Source organism: Humibacter ginsengiterrae (assembly GCF_054780115.1).
On the sequence record NZ_BAAGWY010000002.1, the window covers coordinates 272,049 to 293,755 of the forward strand.

Here is a 21,707-nt window from a genome sequence, read left to right on the forward strand (position 1 = left end):
ACGTCAGCGCCAGCGGGCCCTGAGGTACTGGCCGGGCCAGTAGTCGAGGTCGACACCGAGTTCGTAGGCAGCGCGCAACGGGAAGTGCGGATCTCGCAGCAGCTCGCGGGCGAGGGAGACGGCATCCGCCTGCCCGGACGAGACGACCGCGGATGCCTGCCGTGGCTCCGTGATGATCCCGACCGCCGACACAGGCAGACCGGTGAGCTCCTTGATGCGGGCAGCGAACGGCACCTGGTAGCCGGGGCCGACCGGGATCTCCGCGCGTACGTTGCCGCCGGAGGAGATGTCGAAGAGGTCGGCGCCGGCATCCGCACACCAGCGGGCGACGGTGGCGCAAGCATCCACATCCCAGCCGGTTGGCGCCCAGTCGCTGGCGGAGAACCGCACGAAAAGCGGCAGGTCGCCGATCGCCTCCCGAACGGATGCCACCACCCGCAGAAGCGGCCGGGCCCGGTTCTCGAGGCTGCCGCCGTACGCATCCGTGCGGAAGTTGCTCACGGGCGAGAGGAACTCGTGCAGCAGGTAGCCGTGCGCCGCGTGCACCTCGACCATGCCGAAGCCTGCATTCACCGCTCGCCGGGCCGCCGCGGCGAATGCGCCGACGATGCGGTCGATGCCTTCGGAGTCGAGGGCGCCCGGAACGGCAAGGCCCTCGTACGGAACCTCCGACGGTGCGACCGTCGGCCACCCGCCCTCTCGCGGCGGGATCGTGCCGTGGCGGCCGTCCTCGCCCCACGGAGCCCAGGTCGAGCCCTTGCGACCGGCATGCGCCAACTGGATACCCGGCACGGCGCCCTGGGATGCGATGAACTCGGCGATGGGCCGCCAGGCGTGCGCCTGTTCGTCGTTCCAGATGCCGGTGTCGCCGTCGGAGATGCGTCCCTCAGGGCTCACCGCTGTCGCCTCGGCGATGACCAGCGAGCTTCCGCCCGCCGCGATCGAGCCGAGGTGCACCAGATGCCACGGTGCAGGCACCCCGTCGCGGCGCATCACGGAGTACTGGCACATGGGCGCGGTGAAGATGCGGTTGCGCAGCCGCGTTCCGCGCACCTCGATCGGGTCGAACAGGCCGGGCAACGCCAGCCGCCCTACGCGAGCGACTCGAGGAACGCGCGCAGACCGCTCGCGCTCGTGAAGACGTGACCGGTGATGCCGAGCGTCTCGGCGCCCAGGACGTTCTCGGGCTTGTTGTCGATGAACACGGCGTCAGCGGCGGGGACGCCCAGTTCGTCGAGTACATGCTGGAAGATCGCGGCATCCGGCTTCACCAGCAGCAGCTCGCCGGAGACGAACACGCGCTCGAACAGCGATCCGATGAGTCCCTGTCGGAAATAGCTGCCGAAATCGGCGCCGGCGTTCGACAGCAGGGCGAGTCGCGTGCCGCCGTCGCGCAGGTCGACGAGCACGTCGATCGTTCCGGTGTCGACACTGAGCCAGCCGCGGAAGTCTGTCACCCACAGCAGGTGCAATGTGCTCTCCGACCAGCGGGCGCCGGTATCGGCCTCGACCCGACGCCAGTAATCGTGGATGCTCAGCGTGCCCTGGTCGAGCTCGGCGCGATGCTTCCAATACGACGCCCAGAACGCGTCCCGGTCGACGTCGGCGATCTCGATGAGCGCCTCGCGGTCCGCCTCGGTCGGCGTGAGGGAGATGACCTCGCCGTAGTCGAAGATGACCACTCGGCCTGGAAGCGAAAGGGACACTCGGCTCTCCTTGGCTGTTTATTCAAACGCCTGCCAACCTATCGTGAAGGCATGAGCGACGACGGGGAATCGGTGTCGGGAGCGCGCTGGTGGCTGAAGGACTGCAAGCAGTGGATCGCGGTGCCCGGCGTGGGGGACGACAAGTACAGCAGGGGAGTGCTCGGCGTCGTGACGGGGTCGGACGAATACCCGGGCGCGGCGGTACTGGGCGTCGAGGCGGCATCCCGGACCGGGGTCGGAATGGTCCGTTACGTCGGCGACGACGTTCCGGCGCGTCTCGTGCTGCAGCACCGCCCTGAGACGGTGACCGCCCCTGGCCGGGTGCAGGCATGGCTCCTCGGCTCCGGAATGGATGCCGCGCACCGCGACCGCGCCAACACCCACCGGCTGCACTCCGCGCTCGAGCAGGATGTTCCCGCCGTCGTCGACGCCGGCGCACTCGACCTGATCGGCTCGGCGGCAGGCCCCGTCGTGATCACCCCGCATTACCGAGAGCTCGCAAGGGTGCTCGAGGCTCACGGCCTGACAGCATCCGCAGACGAGATCGCGACGGATGCCCGTGCCTGGGCCGTTCGCGCCGCCGAAGCCACGGGCGCCACCGTGCTGCTGAAGGGACACCTCACGCACGTGGTCGCTCCGGGAGGTGACCCGATCGATGTCTCGACGGGACCGGATGCCGGATGGCTGGCCACGGCGGGGAGCGGCGACGTGCTGGGCGGCATCCTGGGCGCGCTCGTGGCGACACATGCTGATGCCGTCGCCCGGGACGGACACGATGCACTCGCGGCGCTGGCAGCGACGGCGGCCGCCCTGCATGGAGCGGCGGCGAAGGCTGTGGTCGGCGCACACAACGGTGGCCCGCTGATGGCGCTCGACCTCGCCGAGGCCATGCCGTCGGTCGTCGGTCGTGCGCTGCGCGGCGAGGACCCGCGGGGCCGGCACACCTCCGATCGATAGCATGAGTCACTATGGCGACCGACACCGCGACCGATGCCGCAGGCCATTCCTTCGACGAGGCGCCCGGTGACGAGCGGGGCCTCGAGCCCCGCAATGGCCGGCGGAGTCGCGGGCAGGCGCTGCTGCGGATCAGGGGCAACGTGTACGCGCTCTGGGGCAACGTGTACGCGCTCTGGGGCGCGTTCCTGCTCGTCCACGTGGTCCTGTGGCTGCTCGCCCTGTTCGGCGACGGCATGCCGCTCGGCGACGTCACCATCGTGTACCTGCCGTGGGCGCAGCTCGCCCAGCACGGCTACGCATTCATGGGTGTGACCGCGCCGTGGGTGTATCCGCTTCTGGCCATGGTGCCGGTGCTCATCCCGTTGATCGCCGGCGCGGGCGACTACGTCGTCGCGTGGCTCGCGATGGTGACCGTCTTCGATGTGATCGCCTTCGCCGTCCTGACAGCCCGCGGGCGCCGTCGTGCTCTGAACGCCGCCTGGTGGTGGCTCGCGTTCCTGCTCCTGCTCGGGCCGATCGCTGTCGGCCGGTTGGATGCCGTGTCGGTGGCGATCGCGATCGTCGCAGTCGTGTGGCTCGCGGCCAGGCCGCGTGTCGCGTCAGTGCTGCTCGCGGCGGCGACGTGGATCAAAGTGTGGCCGGCCGGGATCGTGCTGGCCGCCGTGGTCGCGATGCGGCGGCGCTGGCTCGTGGCCGGCTATGTGCTCATCACGAGCGCGGTGATCTCGATCGTGGGTATCGCGTTCGGCGGCGCATCCGACCTGTTCGGCTTCGTGACGCAGCAGACCGGTCGCGGTCTTCAGATCGAGGCGCCGGTCAGTGCGCCGTGGCTCTGGGCTGCCGCGCTGCACGCGCCCGGCATCATCGTCTACTACGACCAGCAGCTTCTGACGTTCCAGCTCACCGGAAGCCGCTGGATCACCGCGACGAGCGCGGCCATGACGCCCGCTCTCGCGATCGCCGTGATCATCATCGCCCTGATCGGCGTTCGTGCCGTGGTGCGCAAGGCGCCGTCGGCCCTCGTGCTGCCTCAGCTGTCGCTGGCGATCGTCACGGGACTCATCGCGTTCAACAAGGTCGGCTCGCCGCAGTACGTCGACTGGCTGGCGGTGCCGGTCATCCTGGGCATCCTGACGGCCGGCCGTCGCTTTCTCACGCCGGCCGTGCTCGTGGCAGTGACGGCGGCGCTCACCCAGCTGTTCTATCCGTATCTGTACATGCAGGTGCTCTACCTCAACGCCTGGATGATCGCGGCCGTCACGGCGCGCAACATCATGCTGTTCGTCGTGCTCGGCTGGGCGATCGTCGCATTGTGGCGTACCGGAAGCGCGCGCAGGAGGGATGCCGGCCCGCAGCGCGCACACGCCGCCGCTGAAGAGACGGCCAGAACCGGCTCATGGCCGCTCGCCGACGGCGTGAATGCACCGCCGCCGGATGCCTCGGCCGCCCCGCCGGCCGAGGAGCTCTTCCCCGATCAGGCCAAGTGAAAGGAACCATCATGCTCGTCGCATTCTCCGTCGCACCCAGCGGAACCGGTACGGAAGGCGACTCGGTGCACGACGCCGTCGCTGCCGCCGTCCGCGTCGTGCGCGAGTCCGGACTCCCGAACCGCACCGACTCCATGTTCACCACGATCGAGGGTGACTGGGACGAGGTGTTCGATGTGGTCAGACGCGCGACGGATGCCGTCGGCGCGTTCGGCTCGCGCGTCTCGCTGGTGCTGAAGGCGGACATCCGTCCCGGTCACACCGGCGAGCTGACCGGCAAGGTGGAGCGGCTGGAGGCCGCCCTGAAGGCCCAGGACCGCTGACCGTCAGTCGTTCTGCAGCAGGATCCCGTCGAGGATCGCACGCTTGCGCAGCGCTACCTTGGTGCCCACGTCGAAGCCGGCGACCCGGTACTTCTCGCGAATGCGCTTGAGGTAGCTCTTCGCCGTCTCGTCGGAGATGCCGAGCTTGAACGCGACCGACTTGACAGGCTCGCCCGCGCCGTACAGCGCCATCACGCGACGCTCCTGCGCGCTCAGCTTCGGGGATCCGGTCGTGGTCTGGCTGAGGGCCACATCGAGCTCCTCGGAGATGAACGAATCCCCGCGCATCGCCGTGCGGATCGCCTCCACGATCATGTCGGCCGTCTCGCTCTTCACGATGTAGCCCTGAGCGCCGGCGGCGAGCGCCTCCCGCACCACGTTCGGGTCGGAGTACGCGCTCATCAGCATGGTGCGCACCCCTGCCGCCTTGAGGGCCTGCAGCTTGATCGACACCGGGATGTTGTCTTTGAGGTCCAGGTCGAGCAGCACGACATCGACCGGGAACCGCTCGTGCGTGAGCAGTTCGGGCCACGTGGCGACGGCGGCGACCATCTCGATGTCGTCGGCGGCGCTCCTGATCCATTCGGTGAGCGCAGCCAGGAGCATCCGGTGATCGTCGACGATGGCGATCGTGATCGGACCTTCTTCGGTTTGGTTCACCTGTACTACCTTCTTCCGGCTCGGCGGGCGCTCCCACCCATGAACTTCACTCATCGATCGGCCGAAGCGTCGACAAGGCAGTCCACCTCAATGCGCACCATAGCCGATTGCCCGGTCTCGGTGTATCGCCCCACTCTCCGAATAGCTTGCCACGCCGCGGGGTCGATCAGGCGTCGCGGGATGCCCGTGGCCTCGATCCGGATCTGAAGGCCGTGCACGTGCGGGCCGGCATCCGATCCTCTGGTGATGTGTATGAGCAGCGACTTCGCCTTCGTCGTACTTCCGACGAGGAGCCAGATGGCTGAGAACAGCCCGTCCCGCTGCCGGGAGGAGAGCGACGCCGCAAGGCCGTCCGGGTCGTCGATCCGGGTCACGGGGTCGAGCACGGCCGACTCGGTCACGGCGTGGTGCAGCCACGTCTGCCTGCGATCCTCGACGAGGTGCAGCCGCAGCTGCATCGCCAGAGAGGATGCCCGTGCTGCTGTGGCCTCGTCGAGCGGGAGCGTCTCACGCCCAGCAGCGACGTCGTCGAGCAGGCGTTCGGCCGCGAAGTCGAGCCGCTCGAGTTCCTCGGACGCGAGCATCCCGACCGCGTAATCGCTGCTCGTGGTGCTCTGCGTCTGGGCGATCTCGGAGTGGAACTGAACGATCGACCGGAAGGAGCGCACGAGGGCCACGCCGATGAGCGGCGGCGCGCAGGCGATGGTCACGAACGCGAGGCGAGGTGCGATGTCGAGCGGGTCGCGCACCTGGAGTGCGAGAACGACGAGCAGCGTGAGCGCGAAGACGCCGGTGGCGAGCAGGATGTCGCGCGGGGGCCGTGTGGTGACGGCGGCGGCGAGCAGGCCGCCCACTCCGATGCCGGTCACCGGGAGCACGCTCGTGGTGCCGGGATCGAACGAGCCGGCGAGGTCGAGTCCCACGATGACGGCGCATGCGATCATCAGCGCGGCGAACCGGCTCTGTTCGACCTGCGCCTCGCTCGCCGCGGGCATGACCCACATCAGAACGGCGACCAGTACCAGCAGTGCGACGGCCGCGATACCGAGTCCCATCACCGGGTAGAGAGATCCCCAGCTCAGGAACCGAAGAACCGACGCGCCCACCAGCACGTCGGCGACGACCAGCGTTCCTGCCCGAAGACGGCTCACCCCGGTATAGACGTGGGTTGCACGGGCATCGAGTCTGCTGCTCATGCCTTGGGCACCTCCAGCACCACGGTGGTACCGGAACCGGGGGCGCTGAACAGGCGCGCGTTGCCCCCGACGTCGCGCACGCGAGCGACGATCGACTCGGTGAACCCGAGCCGTGCTGGCGAGACCGTGCCCATGTCGAAGCCCACCCCGGAGTCCGTGACCATGGCACGTACGGTGACGTCGTCGTCGGTGATCGTGACGTGTGCCTGCGTCTCGCCGGAGTGCCTTCGCACGTTCTCGAGGCATTCGGAGAGCGCGAGCAGGAAGGCATCCAGGGTCTCGGTAGGCAGCAGCACGTGGCCTGTGCCGTGCCAGGCGACGTCGAGCCCCATGCGCTCGAAGCGCTGTTTGACGGTTTCGAGCGTGTTTCCGAGCGTGGACTCCTGAACCTGCTGCAATCGGTAGTCGCCGGATGCGGCGGGATCGGGCGTGTAACCGAGGCGCAGCTGACGCAGCAGCGCGGCATCCTCCGCGGCCTGTGCGCGCAGCGCCTGCTCGCCCACACCACGTCCCGAGTGTGCGAGCAGGGTCAGCGTGGCCAGAACCGTGTCGTGCAGCAAGCGGGCGCTCTGCCGCCGCCTGGCTTCCAGTTCCGTCGCCTGGCGTTCCATGCGGTAGGCGTCGCTCATGCCTTCGATCCGCTCGACGGTCTGCGGCACCAATCGGGTGACCCACACCGAGATGCCCGTGCAGAACGCCCAGCTGCCTGTGGTGATCAGCAGGGCCGCGACGAGCTGCCCGTGCACAGACAACAGGGTCGGCACGGTGACCGCTATGACGATCACGAATCCGATGCCGAGGATGACGCGGCGCTGCGGTTCTGCGCCGAGGAGGAACGCGCTGCTCCCCGACGCGGCGGCGAGCATCGAGACGACGGCCGTCGCGGCAAGGCCATCCGCCTGGGAGTTCAGGCCGACGACGCCGATACCGATCGCCGATGCGGCGAGCGTGACCACGACCGGTATCGGCGATGTGCGCCGTTGCATCGCGAACGCGGCCGCGAGGATGAGCAGGCAGAGAACGACGACGCAGATCTCGTCTTCGAAGCCGCCCAATGCCCCGGGCACGAGGGCGCAGACAAGCGCGACCGATGCGGTGAGACCACTCGCCGTGCTCGACGCGACCCCGAGCATCCGGTCGCGTTCTTCGACGGTACGCGTCATCGATCCTCCGGTCGGGGCGTGCCCGAGATGCGCCACACCCGGCAGCGCCCGTTACGCGACCGGGCCTGCTACAGACAGATTAGGACAACGCAAGACTCGTCGAGCCGCACACGGGTCGAGGAGGCCCGACCATACGAGCGTTCAGGACTCGAGCAGGCGTCGTAAGGGCGGCCCGATGAGATCGTCTTCGATGAGGAACGCGTCGTGTCCGAACGGCGAATGGATCACGATGGGGTGCGCGCTGTGGATGCTGTTCTGCAGGCCGGCAGCGATGATGCGCTGACCGTCGACGGTGTACAGCCGGTCGCTGTCGATGCCGAGCACCAGCGAGCGGGCCGTGACCCGGGCCAGGGCGGCATCCACCCCGCCCCTGCCGCGCCCGATGTCGTGCGAGGTCATCGCGTTCGCCACCGTGATATAGCTGTTCGCGTCGAAGCGGCGGGTGAACTTGTTGCCGTGGAAGTCGAGGTACGACTCGACGGCGAAGCGTCCTCCCGCGCCGAGCGGGCTGATGCCGCTCTGCCAGCTGCGCTGGAATCGTTCGTTGAGCTCGTTCGCGCTGCGGTAGTTCAGCAGCGCCATGCGCCGTGCCAGCGCCAAGCCTGCATGCGGGCCGTCCCCGTCGTCGGCGTCGTAGTACCTTCCGGCACGGAACAGCGGATCGGTGCGGATCGCCTCGATCTGCACCGAGTTGAGCGCGATCTGATCCGCGGTGGAGAACGGGGGAGCGGCGATCACCGCAACCCGTTCCATGCGCTCGGGAAACGCCACGGCCCATTCGAGGGACTGCATGCCGCCCATCGAGCCGCCGATCACGGCTGCCCACCGGTCGATGCCGAGCTCGTCGGCGAGCGCCGCCTGCGCGTTCACCTGGTCCCGGATGGTCGTGAACGGAAAACGGGGACCCCACTCGAGTCCGTCGGGGGCGAGGGATGCCGGCCCCGTCGAGCCCTGGCATCCACCGATCATGTTCGGCGCCACGACGAACCACTCATCGGTGTCGACCGCGAGCCCCGGCCCGACGATGCCGTTCCACCAGCCGGAGGTCGGATGCCCCGGCCCTGCCTCACCTACCACGTGGCTGTCTCCGGTGAGCGCGTGCAGCACGAGCACGGCGTTGCTGCGGTCCGCGTTGAGCGTGCCCCACGTCTCGTACGCCACGACGCCGCCCGAGATGCTGCGTCCGCTTTCGAACGACACCGTTCCGATACGGGCGAAGCGGCGTTCGCCGACGGGGTCGCCCTCACGCCAGGCGCCGGTCGCGCGGGGCTTGCCGAGCAGCGATCGCGCCTGCGCGTCGGTGATGAAGCTCGACGGCACGGTGTCTTCGGAGGTCTGCCAGTCCATGGTGGGTCAATTCTCGCCTGTGCCGAGGCCTCGGCCGCACCGTGTTACGACACGGTCTCCGCCGTTCAGGTCGCTCAGACGGCCCTTATTGGCGCTTCTTAAGGGCCATCTGAGCGACTTTAACGGAAGGGGAGTGGCGCCGTAACGAGCGAAGGGACCCGGCGGTTGCCGGGTCCCTTCGAATCGATGGCGCGATCAGGCCGTGACGGTGTCCGCCTGTGTGACGGCGCGGGCCGCGGCGAGACCGGCCTCGAGGTCGGCCTTGAGGTCGTCGATGTTCTCCAGGCCGACGGAGAGGCGAACCAGGCCCGGCGTGACGCCCGCACTGAGCTGCTCCTCCGGAGACAGCTGCGAGTGCGTGGTCGAGGCCGGGTGGATGACGAGCGAGCGCACGTCGCCGATGTTGGCCAGGTGGCTGAAGAGGCTGAGGTTGTCGACCAGCGCGCGGCCGGCATCCACTCCGCCCTTCAGCTCGAACGACAGCACGGCTCCGACGCCCTTCGGCGCGTACTTGTTCGCCGCCGCATACCAGGGGCTGGTGGGCAGGCCGGCGTAGTTCACCGACGCCACATCGGGGTGGCTCTCCAGGAACTCCGCGATCTCCTGCGTGTTCTGCACGTGGCGCTCGACGCGCAGCGACAGCGTCTCGATGCCCTGGATGAGCAGCCAGGCACTGTTCGGCGCGATCGCTGCACCGAGGTCGCGCAGCAGCTGCACACGGGCCTTGATGATGTAGGCGAGACCGTCGCCGACCGCCTGCGTGTAGCTGACGCCGTGGTACGACTCGTCCGGCTCGGTGAGGCCAGGGAACTTGTCGACGTGCTTCGACCACTCGAAGTGCCCGCCGTCGACGAGCACGCCGCCGATCGTCGTGCCGTGGCCGCCGAGGAACTTCGTCGCCGAGTGGATGACGATGTCGGCACCGTGTTCGAAGGGGCGGAGCAGGTACGGCGTCGCGATGGTGTTGTCGACGATGAGCGGCACATCGTTCTCGTGCGCGATGCCGGCCACCGTCTCGATGTCGAGGATGTTCACCTTCGGGTTGCCGACCGTCTCGGCGAAGAACAGCTTCGTGTTCGGCCGGACGGCGCGCCGCCACTCCTCGGGGTCGTCCTGGTTCTCCACGAACGTCGTCTCGATGCCGAGCTTGCCGAGCGTGTACTTGAAGAGGTTGTACGTTCCGCCGTAGATCGAGCTGGACGAGACGATGTGGTCACCGGCCTGGGCGATGTTCAGCACGGCGAAGGTGGAGGCCGACTGGCCGGATGAGAGCAGCAGCGCTCCGGTTCCGCCTTCGAGTGCGGCGACGCGCTCTTCCACGACGGCCTGGGTCGGGTTCTGGATGCGCGTGTAGATGTTGCCGAACTCGGCCAGCGCGAACAGGTTCTTCGCGTGGTCGGAGTTGTTGAACACGTACGACGTGGTCTGGTAGATCGGCGTCGCCCTGGCGTTGGTCACCGGGTCGGGCGCGGCACCGGCATGGATCTGCTTGGTCTCGAACTGCCACTGCGCGGAGTCGGTCATGTTTCTCATTCCGATCGGTACTCGGGTGTGCCATTGGCACGACGTGAGGGTTTGTGTTGGTTCGGCACGCCTGACGCGCCGGTGATCTGTACAGGCTAGGCGCCAGGCATCCGCGGCCCAAGGCAAGTGCAACACGACGTAACCGCGCGCTGGAGCGACGGCCGTCTCGGCCGTCGGTTGCAGACGTCGGTGTTCCGGCGGCCAGAATGGTGGGCATGGCATCCAGACGGGCAGTGGTGACGGGAGCGAGCACGGGAATCGGCGAGGCGACGGTTCGCCTGCTGCGAGCGCACGGATGGGAGGTGGTCGCCGTCGCGCGCCGCGCAGAGCGTCTCGAGGCCCTCGCCGAGGAGACCGGAGCCGAGGCGTTCGCCGCCGACATCACGGTGCAGGCTGACGTCGATGCGCTGCGCAATCACGTGGCATCCGTCGGCGGTGTGCACGCGCTCGTCAACAACGCGGGCGGCGCCCGGGGGCTCGACTCGATCGAGACGTCGTCTGTGGATGACTGGGCGTGGATGTACAACGTGAACGTGCTGGGCACCAAGCGCGTGATCTCCGCCCTCCTCCCGTTGCTGCGCGAGGCAGCGGATGCCGACGGGCACGCAGACATCCTCAACGTCACGTCGATCGCTGGGCACAACGTCTACGTCGGCGGAGGTGGCTACAACGCCGCGAAGTTCGCCGAGCACGCACTCACCGAGGTGCTGCGGCTGGAGCTGAACGGGGAGCCGCTGCGCGTCATCGAGGTCGCGCCCGGAATGGTGCAGACCGAGGAGTTCTCGCTGTCGCGGTTCGGCGGCGACAAGGAGCGCGCGGATGCGGTCTACGCGAACGTGCCTGAGCCGCTCACTGCCGATGACGTGGCCCACACGATCGTCGACGCGCTCGAGCGGCCGCCGCACGTCGACCTCGACCTGATCGTCGTCAAACCTGTGGCGCAGGCCGCGTCGTACCGTTTCCACCGCGGTCCCTTGCGCGTGGCGGGCAAGGACGACGAGAAGGGAAGCCGATGAGCGTGTTCCTGGTCGGCGGCGGCTTCCGAGACGGATCGGAAGAAGCGGTCTACGGGGGCTTCGTGTCGGAAGCGCTCGCGAGAGCCGCATCGGCCCACCGTACGGCGCAGGCATCCGACGGCGACGCACGCCCGGCCCGCATCGTGGTCCTCACGGTGCGCGAGGATGCTCACCCGGGTCACGGCATCACGCTGGCATCCGTCGTGCAGAGCGTGGCGGGCGAGCGGCCGGTCGAGCTGACGGCCACGGTCGTGGCTGAGGGCGAACTGATGCCGTCGTCCGCCTTGGACGGTGCCGACGGCATCCTGGTCGGCGGCGGCCTCACACCCGCTTACCTCAGCGCGTTCGCTCCGCTGGCGTCGCACATCCGTCGCCAGGTGGAATCGGGCGTGCCCTACCTCGGGTTCTCGGCCGGCGCGATGATCGCTCCGGATCGCGCGCTGCTCGGCGGATGGCTGATCGGCGGCATCGAGATCGTGGATCAGGATGCCGCCGAAGACCTCGACGAGCTCACGATCGAGGAGGGTCTCGGGCTGATCGACGTCACGGTCGACGTGCACGCCGTGCAGTGGGGCAATCTCTCCCGCGCGATCGCCGCCGTGGACTCCGGAGCGGTCGACGAGGTGATCGCCATCGATGAGGCCACGGTGCTCGCGGTGGGATCGGGGCCGCTGCGCGCCAGCGGTGCCGGGACGGTCTGGGCGGTGACCAAGGACGACCGCGGCGTGCTCGTGCGGAGCATGCGGTGACGGGCACGACGGGCAGCGCAGCGGGGAGCCCCCGGTAGATGGCGAAGACACTCGCCGAGCTGGCCACGGACGGCTCGATGGATCCGGGGTGGGCCGAGGCGCTCCAGCCCGTCGCGGCCGATATCGCCGCGATGGGTGACTGGTTGCGCAACGAGGTGGCATCCGGGCGTCAGTATCTGCCCGCCGGGGCGAACGTGCTGCGTGCGTTCCGGTATCCGCTCGCCGACGTGCGCGTGCTCATCGTCGGGCAGGACCCGTACCCGACGCCCGGGCATCCGATCGGCCTCTCCTTCGCCGTCGAGCGGCACGTTCGGCCGATACCACGCAGCCTGCAGAACATCTACCGCGAGCTGCGCAGTGACATCGGACTGCAGACGCCCGACCACGGCGACCTCACCGCGTGGAGCGAGCACGGCATCATGCTGCTCAACCGAGTGCTCACCGTGCGTCCCGGAGCGCCTGCGTCGCACCGCGGCGTGGGCTGGGAGCGCGTGACCGAGCACGCGATCCGTGCGCTCGTGGCCCGCGGCACTCCGCTGGTGGCGATCCTCTGGGGGAGGGATGCCGGGGGTCTGCGGCCCCTGCTCGGCACCACCCCGGTGATCACGTCTCCCCACCCCAGCCCGCTCTCGGCCGACCGAGGGTTCTTCGGCTCGAAGCCGTTCAGCCGGGCGAATGAGCTGCTCGTGCGGCAGGGCGGACAGCCGGTGGACTGGGCGCTGGGATGAAGCAGACCTGAAACAGAGGTGCAACAACCGGCGGTTACGCTGGTCGCCGTGCTGGAAGAGGAATACGAGACCCGCCGGGTGCTGCCGCCGCACCTTCGGAGGCCCGAGGCCCCGGAGCCCCCGTTCACGTATGAGCTGCGGGATGCCCGGCCGAGCGACCTTCCGCACGTGCGCGAGATCTACAACTACTACGTCACCAACAGCACGGTCACCTTCGACGAAGACACCATGTCGCTGAAGGAGTGGAAGTCGAAGTACGCCTACCTGACGAAGCTCGGCATGCCGTTCCTCGTCGCCGAGTCGCCGAACGGGCAGATCCTCGGCTACGCGCTCGTCACGCCGTGGAAGCAGAAGAAGGCGTACCGATTCACGGTGGAGAACTCGATCTACCTGGGGCAGGCATCCACCGGCAAGGGGCTCGGCACGGTGCTCATGCAGGCGCTGATCGAGCGGTCGAAGCAGGCGGGTCTCAAGGAGATGATCGCCGTGATCGCCGACCAGGGAGCGGATGCCTCCATCGCCATGCACAAGGCGTTCGGCTTCAAAGAGATCGGCAGCATGGGCCACGTGGGCTACAAGTTCGGCAGATGGCTGGGCACGGTCCTCATGCAGAAGAGCCTCAAGGACTAGCTTGTGCACGCCGTTCCTATGGATTCGCCCCATCGTCGTTATCAATCCGTGACAACCCCCTGACGGATGCCGGTGGCCGGTCATACAGTGATCTCACCTCCGCCGATGGTCGCCCGAACGGGTGGTCGATAAGGCGCTGTACGAATCGAGGCCTGCCGGCATCCGGGATGGATGCGGCAGGCCTCGTCCAATTCGCAGCGGTGGATGCCTGTCAGGCCCGGGACGGCGCCTTTCGCAGCACGAAGTATCCAGCGACTCCGGCGATGACGGTGGGAATAAGCGACCACGCGACCACGCCGACGGTGCGCATCTGCAGGAACCATTGGCCCACCGCGGGCCATGAGCCGGCCAGCGTCGCAGTGGCGACGAACGCCACGCTGAGCACCGCAACGATGGCGCCGAGCAGGTAGAGCCCGTTGACCCGCCACCGTACGAATACGCTTCCGGCAATGGACCCGAGCGCGAAGCAGAACAGGAACGCGCCGAAGCAGGTGAACAGCCGTTGCCATAACGGTCCCGAGCCGAAGTACACGTTACTGAACATGTGCCCGTTCATGCCGAACCCGTGTGTCCACTCCTCCACATACGAGAGCACGGTGCACACGATCGTGATCATGGCGCCCAGGATGACGAACGCGAGCAAGGTTCCCAGGAAGTAATCGCGTCTGGTGGCCGACAGGCCCATCGCGAAACGGAAGGTCAGATTCATTGCCTGGACCGCCACGACACCGAAGTAGACGTAGAAGTAGAAGGTCGAGCCCGACCATTGCGTGCCTTCCAGCGGCTTCCCCGTTGCGGAGAATATCGAGATCCAGATCACGATGTTCACCAGGTAGATGAACCCGAGGACCATCCACGGCAGCGCGATCATGCTGAACCGGTTCGCGAAGTGCAGTCGCGTGACATTCCAGACGCGCCGACCCGCGCTGGGCACGGCGGCGCCATCCACGAGGGCCGCGGGCGAGCTGATGACGGTCATGACCGGACTCCATTCATGGCCGAAGCGGATTCGGCGAACTCGGTGGCGGTCGAGTTGGTCGTACGAACGATGAGCTGCTGCAACGAGACGGGGGCGAGCTCGAGACCGGCGGCGACGGCATCCCGGCGCTCGTCGGCATCCAGTCGCTCGACAGTCACGGATGCCAGCCCGCCGACGCCTTCGCGATGCAGCACCTTGCGGGTCGCGACGAACGCGTCGACGGCCGCACGCGGACCCACGACGGTCGTCGCCGATTCACGGGCCGACTCCGCAGACTCGTCCATGATGATGCGGCCCTTGTCGATGACGACGACGTGCTCGAGGATGTTCGCCACCTCGTCGATCAGGTGGGTGGACAGGATGATCGTGCGCGGGTGCTCTCCGTAGTCGGCGATGAGACGGTCGTAGAAGATCTGCCGCGCGACGGCATCCAGCCCGAGGTAGGGCTCGTCGAAGAACGTCAGCGGCGCCCGGGCGGCGAGCCCGACGATGACGCCGACCGCCGAGAGCTGTCCGCGGGACAGCTTCTTGATGCGGCGGTTCACCGGAAGCTGGAAGTCGTCGATGAGCTGAGCGGCGAAGTCCGCGTCCCAGTTCTCGTAGAACCAGGGCGCGCAGGCGAACACGTGCTTCGGCTTGAACTCGTCGGGGTACTTCTGGCTCTCCTTGATGAACGAGATGCGCGAGAGCACCTTCGCGTTCTCCACCGGATGCTCGCCGAACACGCGAATCGTGCCCGAGCTCGCGAAGTCCTGCCCGGTGATGGTCTGCATGAGTGTGGTCTTGCCGGCGCCGTTGCGCCCGAGCAGGCCCGTGATGGCGCCCGATCGCACGCTCAGCGTGACGTCGTCGAGTGCGACGACGTCACCGAAGCGCTTGGTGAGGCCGTCGACCTCGACCACGGGGGTGGCCGTATCGGTCACGATGCTTCTCCTTCTTGAGTGATCAGGTTGTTGAGTTCCGCCGGCGAGATGCCGAGCTTCTTCGCTTCCGAGACGAGCGGAAGCACGAAGTCGGCTCTGAAGCTCTCGCGTCGCTTCGCCAGCAGCTGTTCGCGAGCACCGGACGACACGAACATGCCGATGCCCCGCTTCTTGTAGAGGATGCCGTCGTCGACGAGCATGCCGACACCCTTGCCGGCCGTCGCCGGGTTGATCCGATGGAACGCTGCGAACTCGTTGGTCGACGGCACCTGGCTCTCCTCCGGCAGCGCGCCGGAGATGATGTCGTTCTCGATCTGCTCAGCGATCTGCTGAAAGATCGGCTTGCCCTCGTCGATCACGGCGCTCCTTGTTGGTTCACTAGTACAGTAACTAACCCACGAAGCGTTGTCAACGCTCCGTTCATAACTCCTGCAAAACCGGCGCCAGTCTCGACGGCTGCGCGCGAACGCTGGGTGATGCACGACCCCGGCGACGTTCTGCAGGAGTTATGAACCGGGGAGGCCGGCCACCATAGGCTCGGGGGATGACCGAGCTGCACGAGCTGACCGCTCTCGACCAGTGGAACCTGCTGCAGCGCGACAAGATGACGCCGCTCGAACTCGCCGACCACTACCTGGCGCGCATCGAGGCGTTGAACCCGGTGGTGGGAGCGTTCGTGACCGTCACCGCGGATGCCGCGCGCGAGCGGGCGGAGCGGGTGCAGGCATCCGTTCCCCGGTCCGCGCCGCTGTGGGGACTGCCGATCGGCGACAAGGATCTGTGGCAGCGCGCCGGCGTGCCGACGGGCTTCGGATCGAGGCTGCTCACCGGATACGTGCCCGAGGAATCCGACGAGATCGTGCAAGACCTGGATGCCGCGGGCGCCGTCAGCCTCGGCAAGACCGGTGCTCCGGAGTTCGGGCTTCCGTGCTATACCGAGACGCTGGTCGCGCCACCGGTCCGCACACCGTGGGATCTTGAGCGCGGCGCCGGCGGCTCCAGCGGCGGAGCGGCGGCCGCCGTGGCGAGCGGGATGCTTCCTTTCGCACCGGGGTCGGACGGTGGTGGGTCGATTCGCATCCCCGCTGCGGCGTGCGGGCTGGTCGGGCTGAAGCCGTCGCGCGGAAGGGTGCCCTCCGGCAGCGGTCTCGAATCGCTCGGCGGGCTCGTCGTCGACGGCCCGATCGCGCGCACGGTCGAGGACGCGGCTCTGCTGCTCGACGGCATGATCGCGCGCCAGAACGGGCGGGTCGACCACCGGTTCGCGGTGGCGGCGCCGGGCGACGACACAGCATTCCTCGGCGCCGCCGTGCGCGGCGAAGGTCGTTATCAGCTCGGCGTGATGACGACGAGCGCGTGGGACCTCGACTACGAGATCGAGCTCGAGCCGGATGCGCTCGCCGCACTCGATTGCGCCGCCGACGAGTTCGCGGCGCTCGGGCACGGCATCGAGCAGGCCGCCCTGACCCCCGACCCCACGTACGGGCCGGCGTTCATCACGCTGTGGAAGGCGGGCGCAGCACGCATCCCCGCGGACGGCGAGGCGATGGCACTGCTCGAGCCGCTCACCCGCTGGCTCGTCGAGCAGGGCAGGGCAGTGGGTGCGCGCGAACTGGGCGCAGCGCTCGCCGCGCTGACCGCGTACGAGCGCTCGCTCATTCGGCAGCTGTCCTCGTTCGACGCGGTGCTGACGCCCGCGCTGGCGATGACTCCGCGTCCGCTCGGTTGGTACGACGTGGAGGATGCCGAACGCAACTTCGCTCAGCAGGTGCAGTACACGCCGTTCACGTCGATGCTCAACGTGAGCGGACTGCCGGCCATAACGCTGCCGGTGTGGCAGACATCCGAGGGGCTTCCCATGGGTGTTCAGCTGATCGGCAGACCCGGGGGAGAGGCCGTGCTGCTTTCGCTCGGAGGGCAGCTGCAGCGGCGCATCCGCTGGCAGGACCGCCGGCCACCCGTGTGGGATGCGCCCTCAGCACACCTTAGGTAAGGCTCGCCTTATACTGGAACCACCATGTACCAGCCCGAACACTCCGCTCACACCGGTGCCACCGCGCACCGGGACGACCGCGTGCAGTTCCTCGTGACGGCGGATGAGACATCGCTCGCCGAACTGCAGAGCCAGCTCGCGCTGCTTCCGCTGTGCGCGAAGGGCCGGGTCTTCGTCGAGGTGGCGGAGCCGAAGGATGTCTTCCCGCTCCAGGTGCCGATGCGCATGACGGTGACGTGGCTGCCGCGGTCCGTTCGCGGCGGCCGACCGGGCACCGGGGAAGGCTGTGCACCCGGTCAGGCATTGCGGCGGGCCGTGCGCGCCTGGACGGCGGAGATGCTGTGCGACGGGCCGGGCGACACGCAGGCGATCCTCACCGGCGACTTCCGCGGCGTGAGCGAAGTGTATGAGGTGCTGGCCGGCGCGGTCGGCATGCCCGAGGATCACATCGCGGCTCCGGAGCGGTACGGACTGCGGCACGGCGCTGACCGACACTGAGCATCCCGCCGCGAGTAGCACACAGCAACGCAGGCACATCACGCGAAAACAGGTAAGATCTGCCTGCGTTCGCGTGGAAGGCGCTTTCCTGCCTGTTCTCCAGGGTGGCGGAACCTCTGGGATCCTGAGCTCTCGGCGCGAGGGGGGCGCTAGCGCTGAAGGCCGAGGATGCGCTCCGTCGCCGTCCAAAGGTCACGTGCGAGTTGCGGATTGCGGGCCTGCTTGTTCACGCGGCCGTTCGCGGTGAAGCGGTCGAAGTAGGTGCCGGTCGGTTCGCCCACCGTGCGGGCGCCGGCGAGTGCGACGAGCGGTCCAGCGCCGCTGTCGGCGGTGCGTCCGTATCGTCCGCCGGTCACGAGGTTGCCGAATCGGATGAGCGGCGACTGCCCGCCGAAGCGCGTCACGATGGTTCCCGGGTGGAACGAGTACGCGGTCACGCCGGTGCCGGTGAGGCGCTCGCCGAGCTCCCGTGCGAAGAGGATGTCCGCCAGCTTCGAGGTGCCGTACGCCTGCCATCCGCCACGCCAGGGACGCCTCTCCCAGTCGAGGTCGTCGAGGTCGAGCGATCCGAACGTGTTGGCCATGCTTGCCGTGCTGACGACGCGGACCGACGCATCCTTCGCGCTCTCCACCAGCCGATCGCGCAGCAGGTGCGTGAGGAGGAACGGGGCGAAGTGGTTGGTCTGGATCGTGCGCTCGTGCCCGTCCACGGTCATCGCGCGCTCGTGGTAGAGCCCTCCGGCGTTGTTGGCGAGCACGTCGATGCGTTCGAGACGGTCGAGCAGCTCGGATGCCAGCCGGCGTACGTCATCCAGCCGTTCGAAATCGGCGATGAAGGCATCCGCGCCGATCCTGTCGGCCACCGCCCGAGTGCGTTCCGCATTGCGGCCGACGACGGCCACGTGCGCGCCCTGCTGCGCCAGCGTTGCCGCGGCGCTCTCGCCGATGCCCGAACTGGCACCGGAGATCACGATCGTGCGCGCTCGCCCTTCCGCCGGCTCGTGGTCGCTCACCGGTATCCGCCCTTCTCGAGGCCCGCCTCGATCTCGAATCGGTTGTGCTGCGGGTCGCGTCCCGCAAGCCCGTACAGCACCGGGAACAGCATGCCGTATCGCTGCCACTGTCGTTTGTGCACGGCTTCGTGCTCGAGCACGTCGTCAGTGACGTTGTGGTCGGTGAAGTAGCAGCCGCCGACGCAGGAGCCTCCTCTACCGAAGGTGCGACGCGGCATCTCACGAAAAACCCACAGTCCCTCGCGTCGCTCGACGCGGCCCACACTCCAGAGGAAGCCCCAGACGAAACCGACGGCGGTGGCATAGCGGTAACCGAGGTCGGACAGCGCTGAGTCGACCAGCAACAGTCTCGGCAGGCGCCGGTACTCGCTGAGCGCCGCGCGTAGCGACCGCGCGAGACGGCGCGCATGCGATGGCGCGGTGCTCATGCCGGCGGGATCATTCGGTGGGGCGGCCGTACGACTCGAGCAGCCGCAGCCACACCTCGCTGAGGGTCGGATACGACGGCACCGCGTGCCACAGCCGGTCGATCGTGACCTCGCCCACGATCGCGACCGTGGCCGAGTGCAGCAGCTCGCCCACCTCGAGCCCCACGAACGTGGCGCCGACCAGAACCTTGCGATCCTCGTCGACCACGATGCGCGCCTTGCCGACGTACCTGTCGCTCGCGATCGTCGCCCCGGCCACCTGCGAGATGTCGTAGTCGACGACTCTGGTGCGGATGCCCGCCTTCTCCGCCTCCGCGGCGCTCAGCCCCACGGATGCCACCTCGGGATCGGTGAACGTCACCTGCGGAACTGCTGCATGGTCGGCGGTTGCGGCGTAGGTGGACCACGGCGTCAGCGACAGCGTCCTGCCCGCGGCGCGGGCCGCGATCGCGTCCCCGGCGATGCGGGCGTCGTACTTGCCCTGGTGGGTGAGGAGTGCGCGGTGCGTGACGTCGCCGACGGCGTACAGCCAGGCATCCTCGCCCGCACCGTCGAGCACATCCCCGTCGGCATCGAGTACCCGCATCGAGTCGTCGACCTTCAGCCAGTCGCCAGAGGTCAGACCGACGTTCTCGAGCCCGAGGTCTTGGGTTTGCGGAACGCGGCCGGTGGCAACCAGCACCTCCTCGGCCGCGACCCGGCCGCCGTCGTCCAGTTCGATGGTGACGGCATCCGTCTCATCCCTCGTGACCCGCACGGGAGAGACGCCGATGAGAACCTTCGCTCCGAGTTCCTCGAGGGACTGCTGCACGAGCTCGCCCGCGAACGGCTCGTTCTTGCCCAGCAGCCCGCTGCGCGCGATCACCGTCACGTCCACGCCGAATCCGGCGTACGCGGTGGCCATCTCGGCGGCGACGACACCTCCGCCGACGATCGCCAGCGACGACGGGATCTCCTGGGCGCTCGTCGCGTCGCGACTGGTCCACGGATCGGCGTCGATCAGGCCGGGGACATCGGGGAGCATCGACGCGGATCCGGTGCACACCGCCACCGCGCGCTTGGCGACGAGCGTGGTGATCCCGCCGTCTGCGCCGGTCACCTCGACGCGCTTCGGCGCTGCCAGGCGGGCGTGGCCCCGTACGAGATCGATGTGCGCGCCGTTCAGCCACTCGACCTGGCCGTCGTCTTTCCAGTGGCTGGTCACCTTGTCCCGTCGACGCAGCACGGCCGCCACATCGAGGTCGCCTGCGACGGCTTGCTTCGCGCCGTCCACGTTCCGCGTCGTGCGCAACAGCGCTCCGCTGCGCAGCAGAGCCTTCGAAGGCATGCACGCCCAGTACGAGCACTCGCCCCCGACCAGTTCGGACTCCACCAGCACGGTGCGCATCCCGCCCTGCACGGCGCGGTCCGCGACGTTCTCACCGATCGCACCGCCGCCGATGACGACGACGTCGTATTCGATCTCGCTCATTTGGGCAGACTATCGGCGCGCTCCCGAGCATGTACCGCCGAAGAGTGACGCCCTACGGATTCTGTTTGGTGAGCGCGCCGAGAATGCGCAGGATCACTGGCAGGTCGTCCGAGGCGGCATCCGGGCTCCGCGGCGCGAACTCCATGATGCCGGCCCCGGCCAATTCGAAACGGCCGCGTAGGGCGAGGATCGCCGCCACGAGTTCGTCGGGCGTGAGCCCGAACGGCTCCGGGAACTGCACGCCCGAGACAGAACCAGGGTCCAGCACGTCCAGATCGATGTGCACATACACCGCGGTGGCGCCGGTCGCCTCCACGGCGGACACCAGCGAGTCGGTGGTGTGCAGGCGGTCCGGCGACAGCATCCGGATGCCTGCCTCATCCACGTACGTCGCCTCGCCGTCGTCGAGTTCCCGCGTTCCGGCCAGCACGACGGTCTCCGGCGACAGCTTCGCGGATCCTGTCGCAGCCAACGGCTCAGGCGCTTCGCCGAGCAGGGCGCGCAGCACCATGCCGTGGAACGCGCCGGAGGGCGAGGTCTCGGGCGTGTTCAGGTCGGCGTGCGCATCCAGCCACACGAGCGCGACGCTGCCCTGCTCGCGGGATGCCACGGCGTGCTCCACGCTCGCCAGTTCCGCCCCGCAGTCGCCGCCGATCGTCACGATCGTGCCGTCGCCGATCGCGGACAGCTCGGTGAGCGCCGCGAGCGCGCGATCCCGGATCGCGGCGATCGACGACATTCGGTGCACGCCCGTGCCGAGCGACTCGCCGGCCTCCATCGGCACGTCGACGGTCGTGGTGGCGGATGCCGGCAGGTCGCCGGCGATGGCCGTCGCGCCGTCCAGCAACTGCATCGCCCGCGACGAACTGGACCCCTGCCACTGAGGGACGATCAGAAAGCGAGTCGGCACGGGGTT

Annotated in this window: 23 protein-coding genes; 9 read left to right on the forward strand and 14 right to left on the reverse strand. The window is 68.3% G+C overall.

Translation table 11 applies throughout. The features are described from left to right. Nucleotides 1-3 precede the first annotated feature (3 nt). Entirely contained in the window at nucleotides 4-1,080 is a 1,077-nt protein-coding gene (locus ACYVII_RS03755; RefSeq protein WP_460531203.1) for an NADH:flavin oxidoreductase/NADH oxidase, read from the reverse strand. 11 nt (nucleotides 1,081-1,091) lie between these two features. Continuing rightward, the gene (locus tag ACYVII_RS03760) at nucleotides 1,092-1,706 is read right to left on the reverse strand and encodes an HAD family hydrolase (protein WP_460531206.1); all 615 of its coding nucleotides are present in this window, start codon (nucleotides 1,704-1,706) and stop codon (nucleotides 1,092-1,094) included. Between the two features lie 51 nt (nucleotides 1,707-1,757). Between ACYVII_RS03760 and ACYVII_RS03765 the strand changes: the two genes are divergently transcribed. The 3 genes from ACYVII_RS03765 to ACYVII_RS03775 are packed head-to-tail and all read left to right on the forward strand — an operon-like array spanning nucleotide 1,758 to nucleotide 4,473. Continuing rightward, entirely contained in the window at nucleotides 1,758-2,663 is a 906-nt protein-coding gene (locus ACYVII_RS03765) for an ADP-dependent NAD(P)H-hydrate dehydratase (RefSeq protein ID WP_460531209.1), read from the forward strand. 11 nt (nucleotides 2,664-2,674) lie between these two features. Further along, nucleotides 2,675-4,150, forward strand: a complete 1,476-nt coding sequence (locus ACYVII_RS03770; protein WP_460531212.1) for a hypothetical protein — start codon at nucleotides 2,675-2,677, stop codon at nucleotides 4,148-4,150. 11 nt (nucleotides 4,151-4,161) lie between these two features. After that, on the forward strand, nucleotides 4,162-4,473 hold the full coding sequence (locus tag ACYVII_RS03775) for a thiamine-binding protein (protein ID WP_460531215.1): 312 nt from the start codon (nucleotides 4,162-4,164) through the stop codon (nucleotides 4,471-4,473). A 3-nt stretch (nucleotides 4,474-4,476) separates the two neighbouring features. On the opposite strand, the gene ACYVII_RS03780 is transcribed toward ACYVII_RS03775, so the two are convergent. The 5 genes from ACYVII_RS03780 to ACYVII_RS03800 all read right to left on the reverse strand — a co-directional run bounded on the left by ACYVII_RS03780 (nucleotide 4,477) and on the right by ACYVII_RS03800 (nucleotide 10,363). Further along, the gene (locus tag ACYVII_RS03780) at nucleotides 4,477-5,133 is read right to left on the reverse strand and encodes a response regulator (protein WP_460531218.1); all 657 of its coding nucleotides are present in this window, start codon (nucleotides 5,131-5,133) and stop codon (nucleotides 4,477-4,479) included. Between the two features lie 50 nt (nucleotides 5,134-5,183). Beyond that, nucleotides 5,184-6,329, reverse strand: a complete 1,146-nt coding sequence (locus tag ACYVII_RS03785; RefSeq protein WP_460531221.1) for a hypothetical protein — start codon at nucleotides 6,327-6,329, stop codon at nucleotides 5,184-5,186. Beyond that, on the reverse strand, nucleotides 6,326-7,492 hold the full coding sequence (locus tag ACYVII_RS03790) for a sensor histidine kinase (RefSeq protein ID WP_460531224.1): 1,167 nt from the start codon (nucleotides 7,490-7,492) through the stop codon (nucleotides 6,326-6,328). Before ACYVII_RS03790 ends, ACYVII_RS03785 begins: the two co-directional genes overlap by 4 nt. Nucleotides 7,493-7,633: 141 nt before the next feature. After that, nucleotides 7,634-8,839 (reverse strand): homoserine O-acetyltransferase family protein, encoded by a 1,206-nt coding sequence (metX, locus tag ACYVII_RS03795; RefSeq protein WP_460531227.1) that lies wholly within the window; start codon nucleotides 8,837-8,839, stop codon nucleotides 7,634-7,636. Nucleotides 8,840-9,034: 195 nt separating this feature from the next. Further along, nucleotides 9,035-10,363: an O-acetylhomoserine aminocarboxypropyltransferase/cysteine synthase family protein gene (locus ACYVII_RS03800; RefSeq protein ID WP_460531229.1), complete on the reverse strand. Its 1,329-nt coding sequence runs from the start codon at nucleotides 10,361-10,363 to the stop codon at nucleotides 9,035-9,037. A gap of 215 nt (nucleotides 10,364-10,578) precedes the next feature. On the opposite strand from ACYVII_RS03800, the gene ACYVII_RS03805 reads away from it, so the two are divergent. Genes ACYVII_RS03805 through ACYVII_RS03820 form a run of 4 tightly spaced genes read left to right on the forward strand, consistent with a single transcriptional unit; the run spans nucleotide 10,579 to nucleotide 13,486 of the window. After that, on the forward strand, nucleotides 10,579-11,379 hold the full coding sequence (locus ACYVII_RS03805) for an SDR family oxidoreductase (protein WP_460531232.1): 801 nt from the start codon (nucleotides 10,579-10,581) through the stop codon (nucleotides 11,377-11,379). After that, nucleotides 11,376-12,128 (forward strand): type 1 glutamine amidotransferase family protein, encoded by a 753-nt coding sequence (locus tag ACYVII_RS03810; protein ID WP_460531235.1) that lies wholly within the window; start codon nucleotides 11,376-11,378, stop codon nucleotides 12,126-12,128. Before ACYVII_RS03805 ends, ACYVII_RS03810 begins: the two co-directional genes overlap by 4 nt. A 38-nt stretch (nucleotides 12,129-12,166) precedes the next feature. After that, nucleotides 12,167-12,856: a uracil-DNA glycosylase gene (locus ACYVII_RS03815; protein WP_460531238.1), complete on the forward strand. Its 690-nt coding sequence runs from the start codon at nucleotides 12,167-12,169 to the stop codon at nucleotides 12,854-12,856. 48 nt (nucleotides 12,857-12,904) lie between these two features. After that, nucleotides 12,905-13,486, forward strand: coding sequence for a GNAT family N-acetyltransferase (locus tag ACYVII_RS03820; RefSeq protein ID WP_460531241.1), 582 nt, complete (start codon nucleotides 12,905-12,907; stop codon nucleotides 13,484-13,486). A 211-nt stretch (nucleotides 13,487-13,697) separates the two neighbouring features. Here ACYVII_RS03820 and ACYVII_RS03825 read toward each other — a convergent pair whose 3' ends face one another. The 3 genes from ACYVII_RS03825 to ACYVII_RS03835 are packed head-to-tail and all read right to left on the reverse strand — an operon-like array spanning nucleotide 13,698 to nucleotide 15,747. After that, nucleotides 13,698-14,465, reverse strand: coding sequence for a hypothetical protein (locus ACYVII_RS03825; RefSeq protein WP_460531244.1), 768 nt, complete (start codon nucleotides 14,463-14,465; stop codon nucleotides 13,698-13,700). Continuing rightward, a complete protein-coding gene (locus ACYVII_RS03830) occupies nucleotides 14,462-15,388 on the reverse strand; it encodes an ABC transporter ATP-binding protein (protein WP_460531247.1) in 927 nt (308 codons plus the stop codon). The genes ACYVII_RS03825 and ACYVII_RS03830 overlap by 4 nt, the downstream gene beginning before the upstream one ends. Next, on the reverse strand, nucleotides 15,385-15,747 hold the full coding sequence (locus ACYVII_RS03835; RefSeq protein ID WP_460531250.1) for a GntR family transcriptional regulator: 363 nt from the start codon (nucleotides 15,745-15,747) through the stop codon (nucleotides 15,385-15,387). The genes ACYVII_RS03830 and ACYVII_RS03835 overlap by 4 nt, the downstream gene beginning before the upstream one ends. Nucleotides 15,748-15,932: 185 nt before the next feature. Between ACYVII_RS03835 and ACYVII_RS03840 the strand changes: the two genes are divergently transcribed. After that, nucleotides 15,933-17,381: an amidase gene (locus ACYVII_RS03840; RefSeq protein WP_460531253.1), complete on the forward strand. Its 1,449-nt coding sequence runs from the start codon at nucleotides 15,933-15,935 to the stop codon at nucleotides 17,379-17,381. A 24-nt stretch (nucleotides 17,382-17,405) separates the two neighbouring features. Next, nucleotides 17,406-17,879, forward strand: a complete 474-nt coding sequence (locus ACYVII_RS03845; RefSeq protein ID WP_460531256.1) for an SIP domain-containing protein — start codon at nucleotides 17,406-17,408, stop codon at nucleotides 17,877-17,879. Nucleotides 17,880-18,028: 149 nt separating this feature from the next. On the opposite strand, the gene ACYVII_RS03850 is transcribed toward ACYVII_RS03845, so the two are convergent. The 4 genes from ACYVII_RS03850 to ACYVII_RS03865 are packed head-to-tail and all read right to left on the reverse strand — an operon-like array spanning nucleotide 18,029 to nucleotide 21,701. Beyond that, nucleotides 18,029-18,892, reverse strand: a complete 864-nt coding sequence (locus ACYVII_RS03850) for a Rossmann-fold NAD(P)-binding domain-containing protein (RefSeq protein ID WP_460531258.1) — start codon at nucleotides 18,890-18,892, stop codon at nucleotides 18,029-18,031. Further along, nucleotides 18,889-19,320 carry a Fe-S oxidoreductase gene (locus ACYVII_RS03855; RefSeq protein WP_460531261.1) on the reverse strand — a complete coding sequence of 144 codons (432 nt, stop codon included), beginning with the start codon at nucleotides 19,318-19,320 and terminating at the stop codon, nucleotides 18,889-18,891. The genes ACYVII_RS03850 and ACYVII_RS03855 overlap by 4 nt, the downstream gene beginning before the upstream one ends. A 10-nt stretch (nucleotides 19,321-19,330) precedes the next feature. Beyond that, nucleotides 19,331-20,791 (reverse strand): dihydrolipoyl dehydrogenase family protein, encoded by a 1,461-nt coding sequence (locus ACYVII_RS03860; protein ID WP_460531264.1) that lies wholly within the window; start codon nucleotides 20,789-20,791, stop codon nucleotides 19,331-19,333. Between the two features lie 52 nt (nucleotides 20,792-20,843). Beyond that, nucleotides 20,844-21,701 carry an arginase family protein gene (locus tag ACYVII_RS03865; RefSeq protein ID WP_460531267.1) on the reverse strand — a complete coding sequence of 286 codons (858 nt, stop codon included), beginning with the start codon at nucleotides 21,699-21,701 and terminating at the stop codon, nucleotides 20,844-20,846. Between the last annotated feature and the right edge of the window lie 6 nt (nucleotides 21,702-21,707).

Excerpts from the sequence above, each read along its gene's own strand:
- ACYVII_RS03765 (WP_460531209.1), top strand. The coding sequence starts at position 1,758 with ATGAGCGACGACGGGGAATCGGTGTCGGGAGCGCGCTGGTGGCTGAAG.
- ACYVII_RS03770 (WP_460531212.1), top strand. The coding sequence starts at position 2,675 with ATGGCGACCGACACCGCGACCGATGCCGCAGGCCATTCCTTCGACGAG.
- ACYVII_RS03775 (WP_460531215.1), top strand. The coding sequence starts at position 4,162 with ATGCTCGTCGCATTCTCCGTCGCACCCAGCGGAACCGGTACGGAAGGC.
- ACYVII_RS03785 (WP_460531221.1), bottom strand. The coding sequence starts at position 6,329 with ATGAGCAGCAGACTCGATGCCCGTGCAACCCACGTCTATACCGGGGTG.
- ACYVII_RS03790 (WP_460531224.1), bottom strand. The coding sequence starts at position 7,492 with ATGACGCGTACCGTCGAAGAACGCGACCGGATGCTCGGGGTCGCGTCG.
- metX (WP_460531227.1), bottom strand. The coding sequence starts at position 8,839 with ATGGACTGGCAGACCTCCGAAGACACCGTGCCGTCGAGCTTCATCACC.
- ACYVII_RS03800 (WP_460531229.1), bottom strand. The coding sequence starts at position 10,363 with ATGACCGACTCCGCGCAGTGGCAGTTCGAGACCAAGCAGATCCATGCC.
- ACYVII_RS03805 (WP_460531232.1), top strand. The coding sequence starts at position 10,579 with ATGGCATCCAGACGGGCAGTGGTGACGGGAGCGAGCACGGGAATCGGC.
- ACYVII_RS03810 (WP_460531235.1), top strand. The coding sequence starts at position 11,376 with ATGAGCGTGTTCCTGGTCGGCGGCGGCTTCCGAGACGGATCGGAAGAA.
- ACYVII_RS03815 (WP_460531238.1), top strand. The coding sequence starts at position 12,167 with ATGGCGAAGACACTCGCCGAGCTGGCCACGGACGGCTCGATGGATCCG.
- ACYVII_RS03825 (WP_460531244.1), bottom strand. The coding sequence starts at position 14,465 with ATGACCGTCATCAGCTCGCCCGCGGCCCTCGTGGATGGCGCCGCCGTG.
- ACYVII_RS03840 (WP_460531253.1), top strand. The coding sequence starts at position 15,933 with ATGACCGAGCTGCACGAGCTGACCGCTCTCGACCAGTGGAACCTGCTG.
- ACYVII_RS03845 (WP_460531256.1), top strand. The coding sequence starts at position 17,406 with ATGTACCAGCCCGAACACTCCGCTCACACCGGTGCCACCGCGCACCGG.
- ACYVII_RS03855 (WP_460531261.1), bottom strand. The coding sequence starts at position 19,320 with ATGAGCACCGCGCCATCGCATGCGCGCCGTCTCGCGCGGTCGCTACGC.
- ACYVII_RS03860 (WP_460531264.1), bottom strand. The coding sequence starts at position 20,791 with ATGAGCGAGATCGAATACGACGTCGTCGTCATCGGCGGCGGTGCGATC.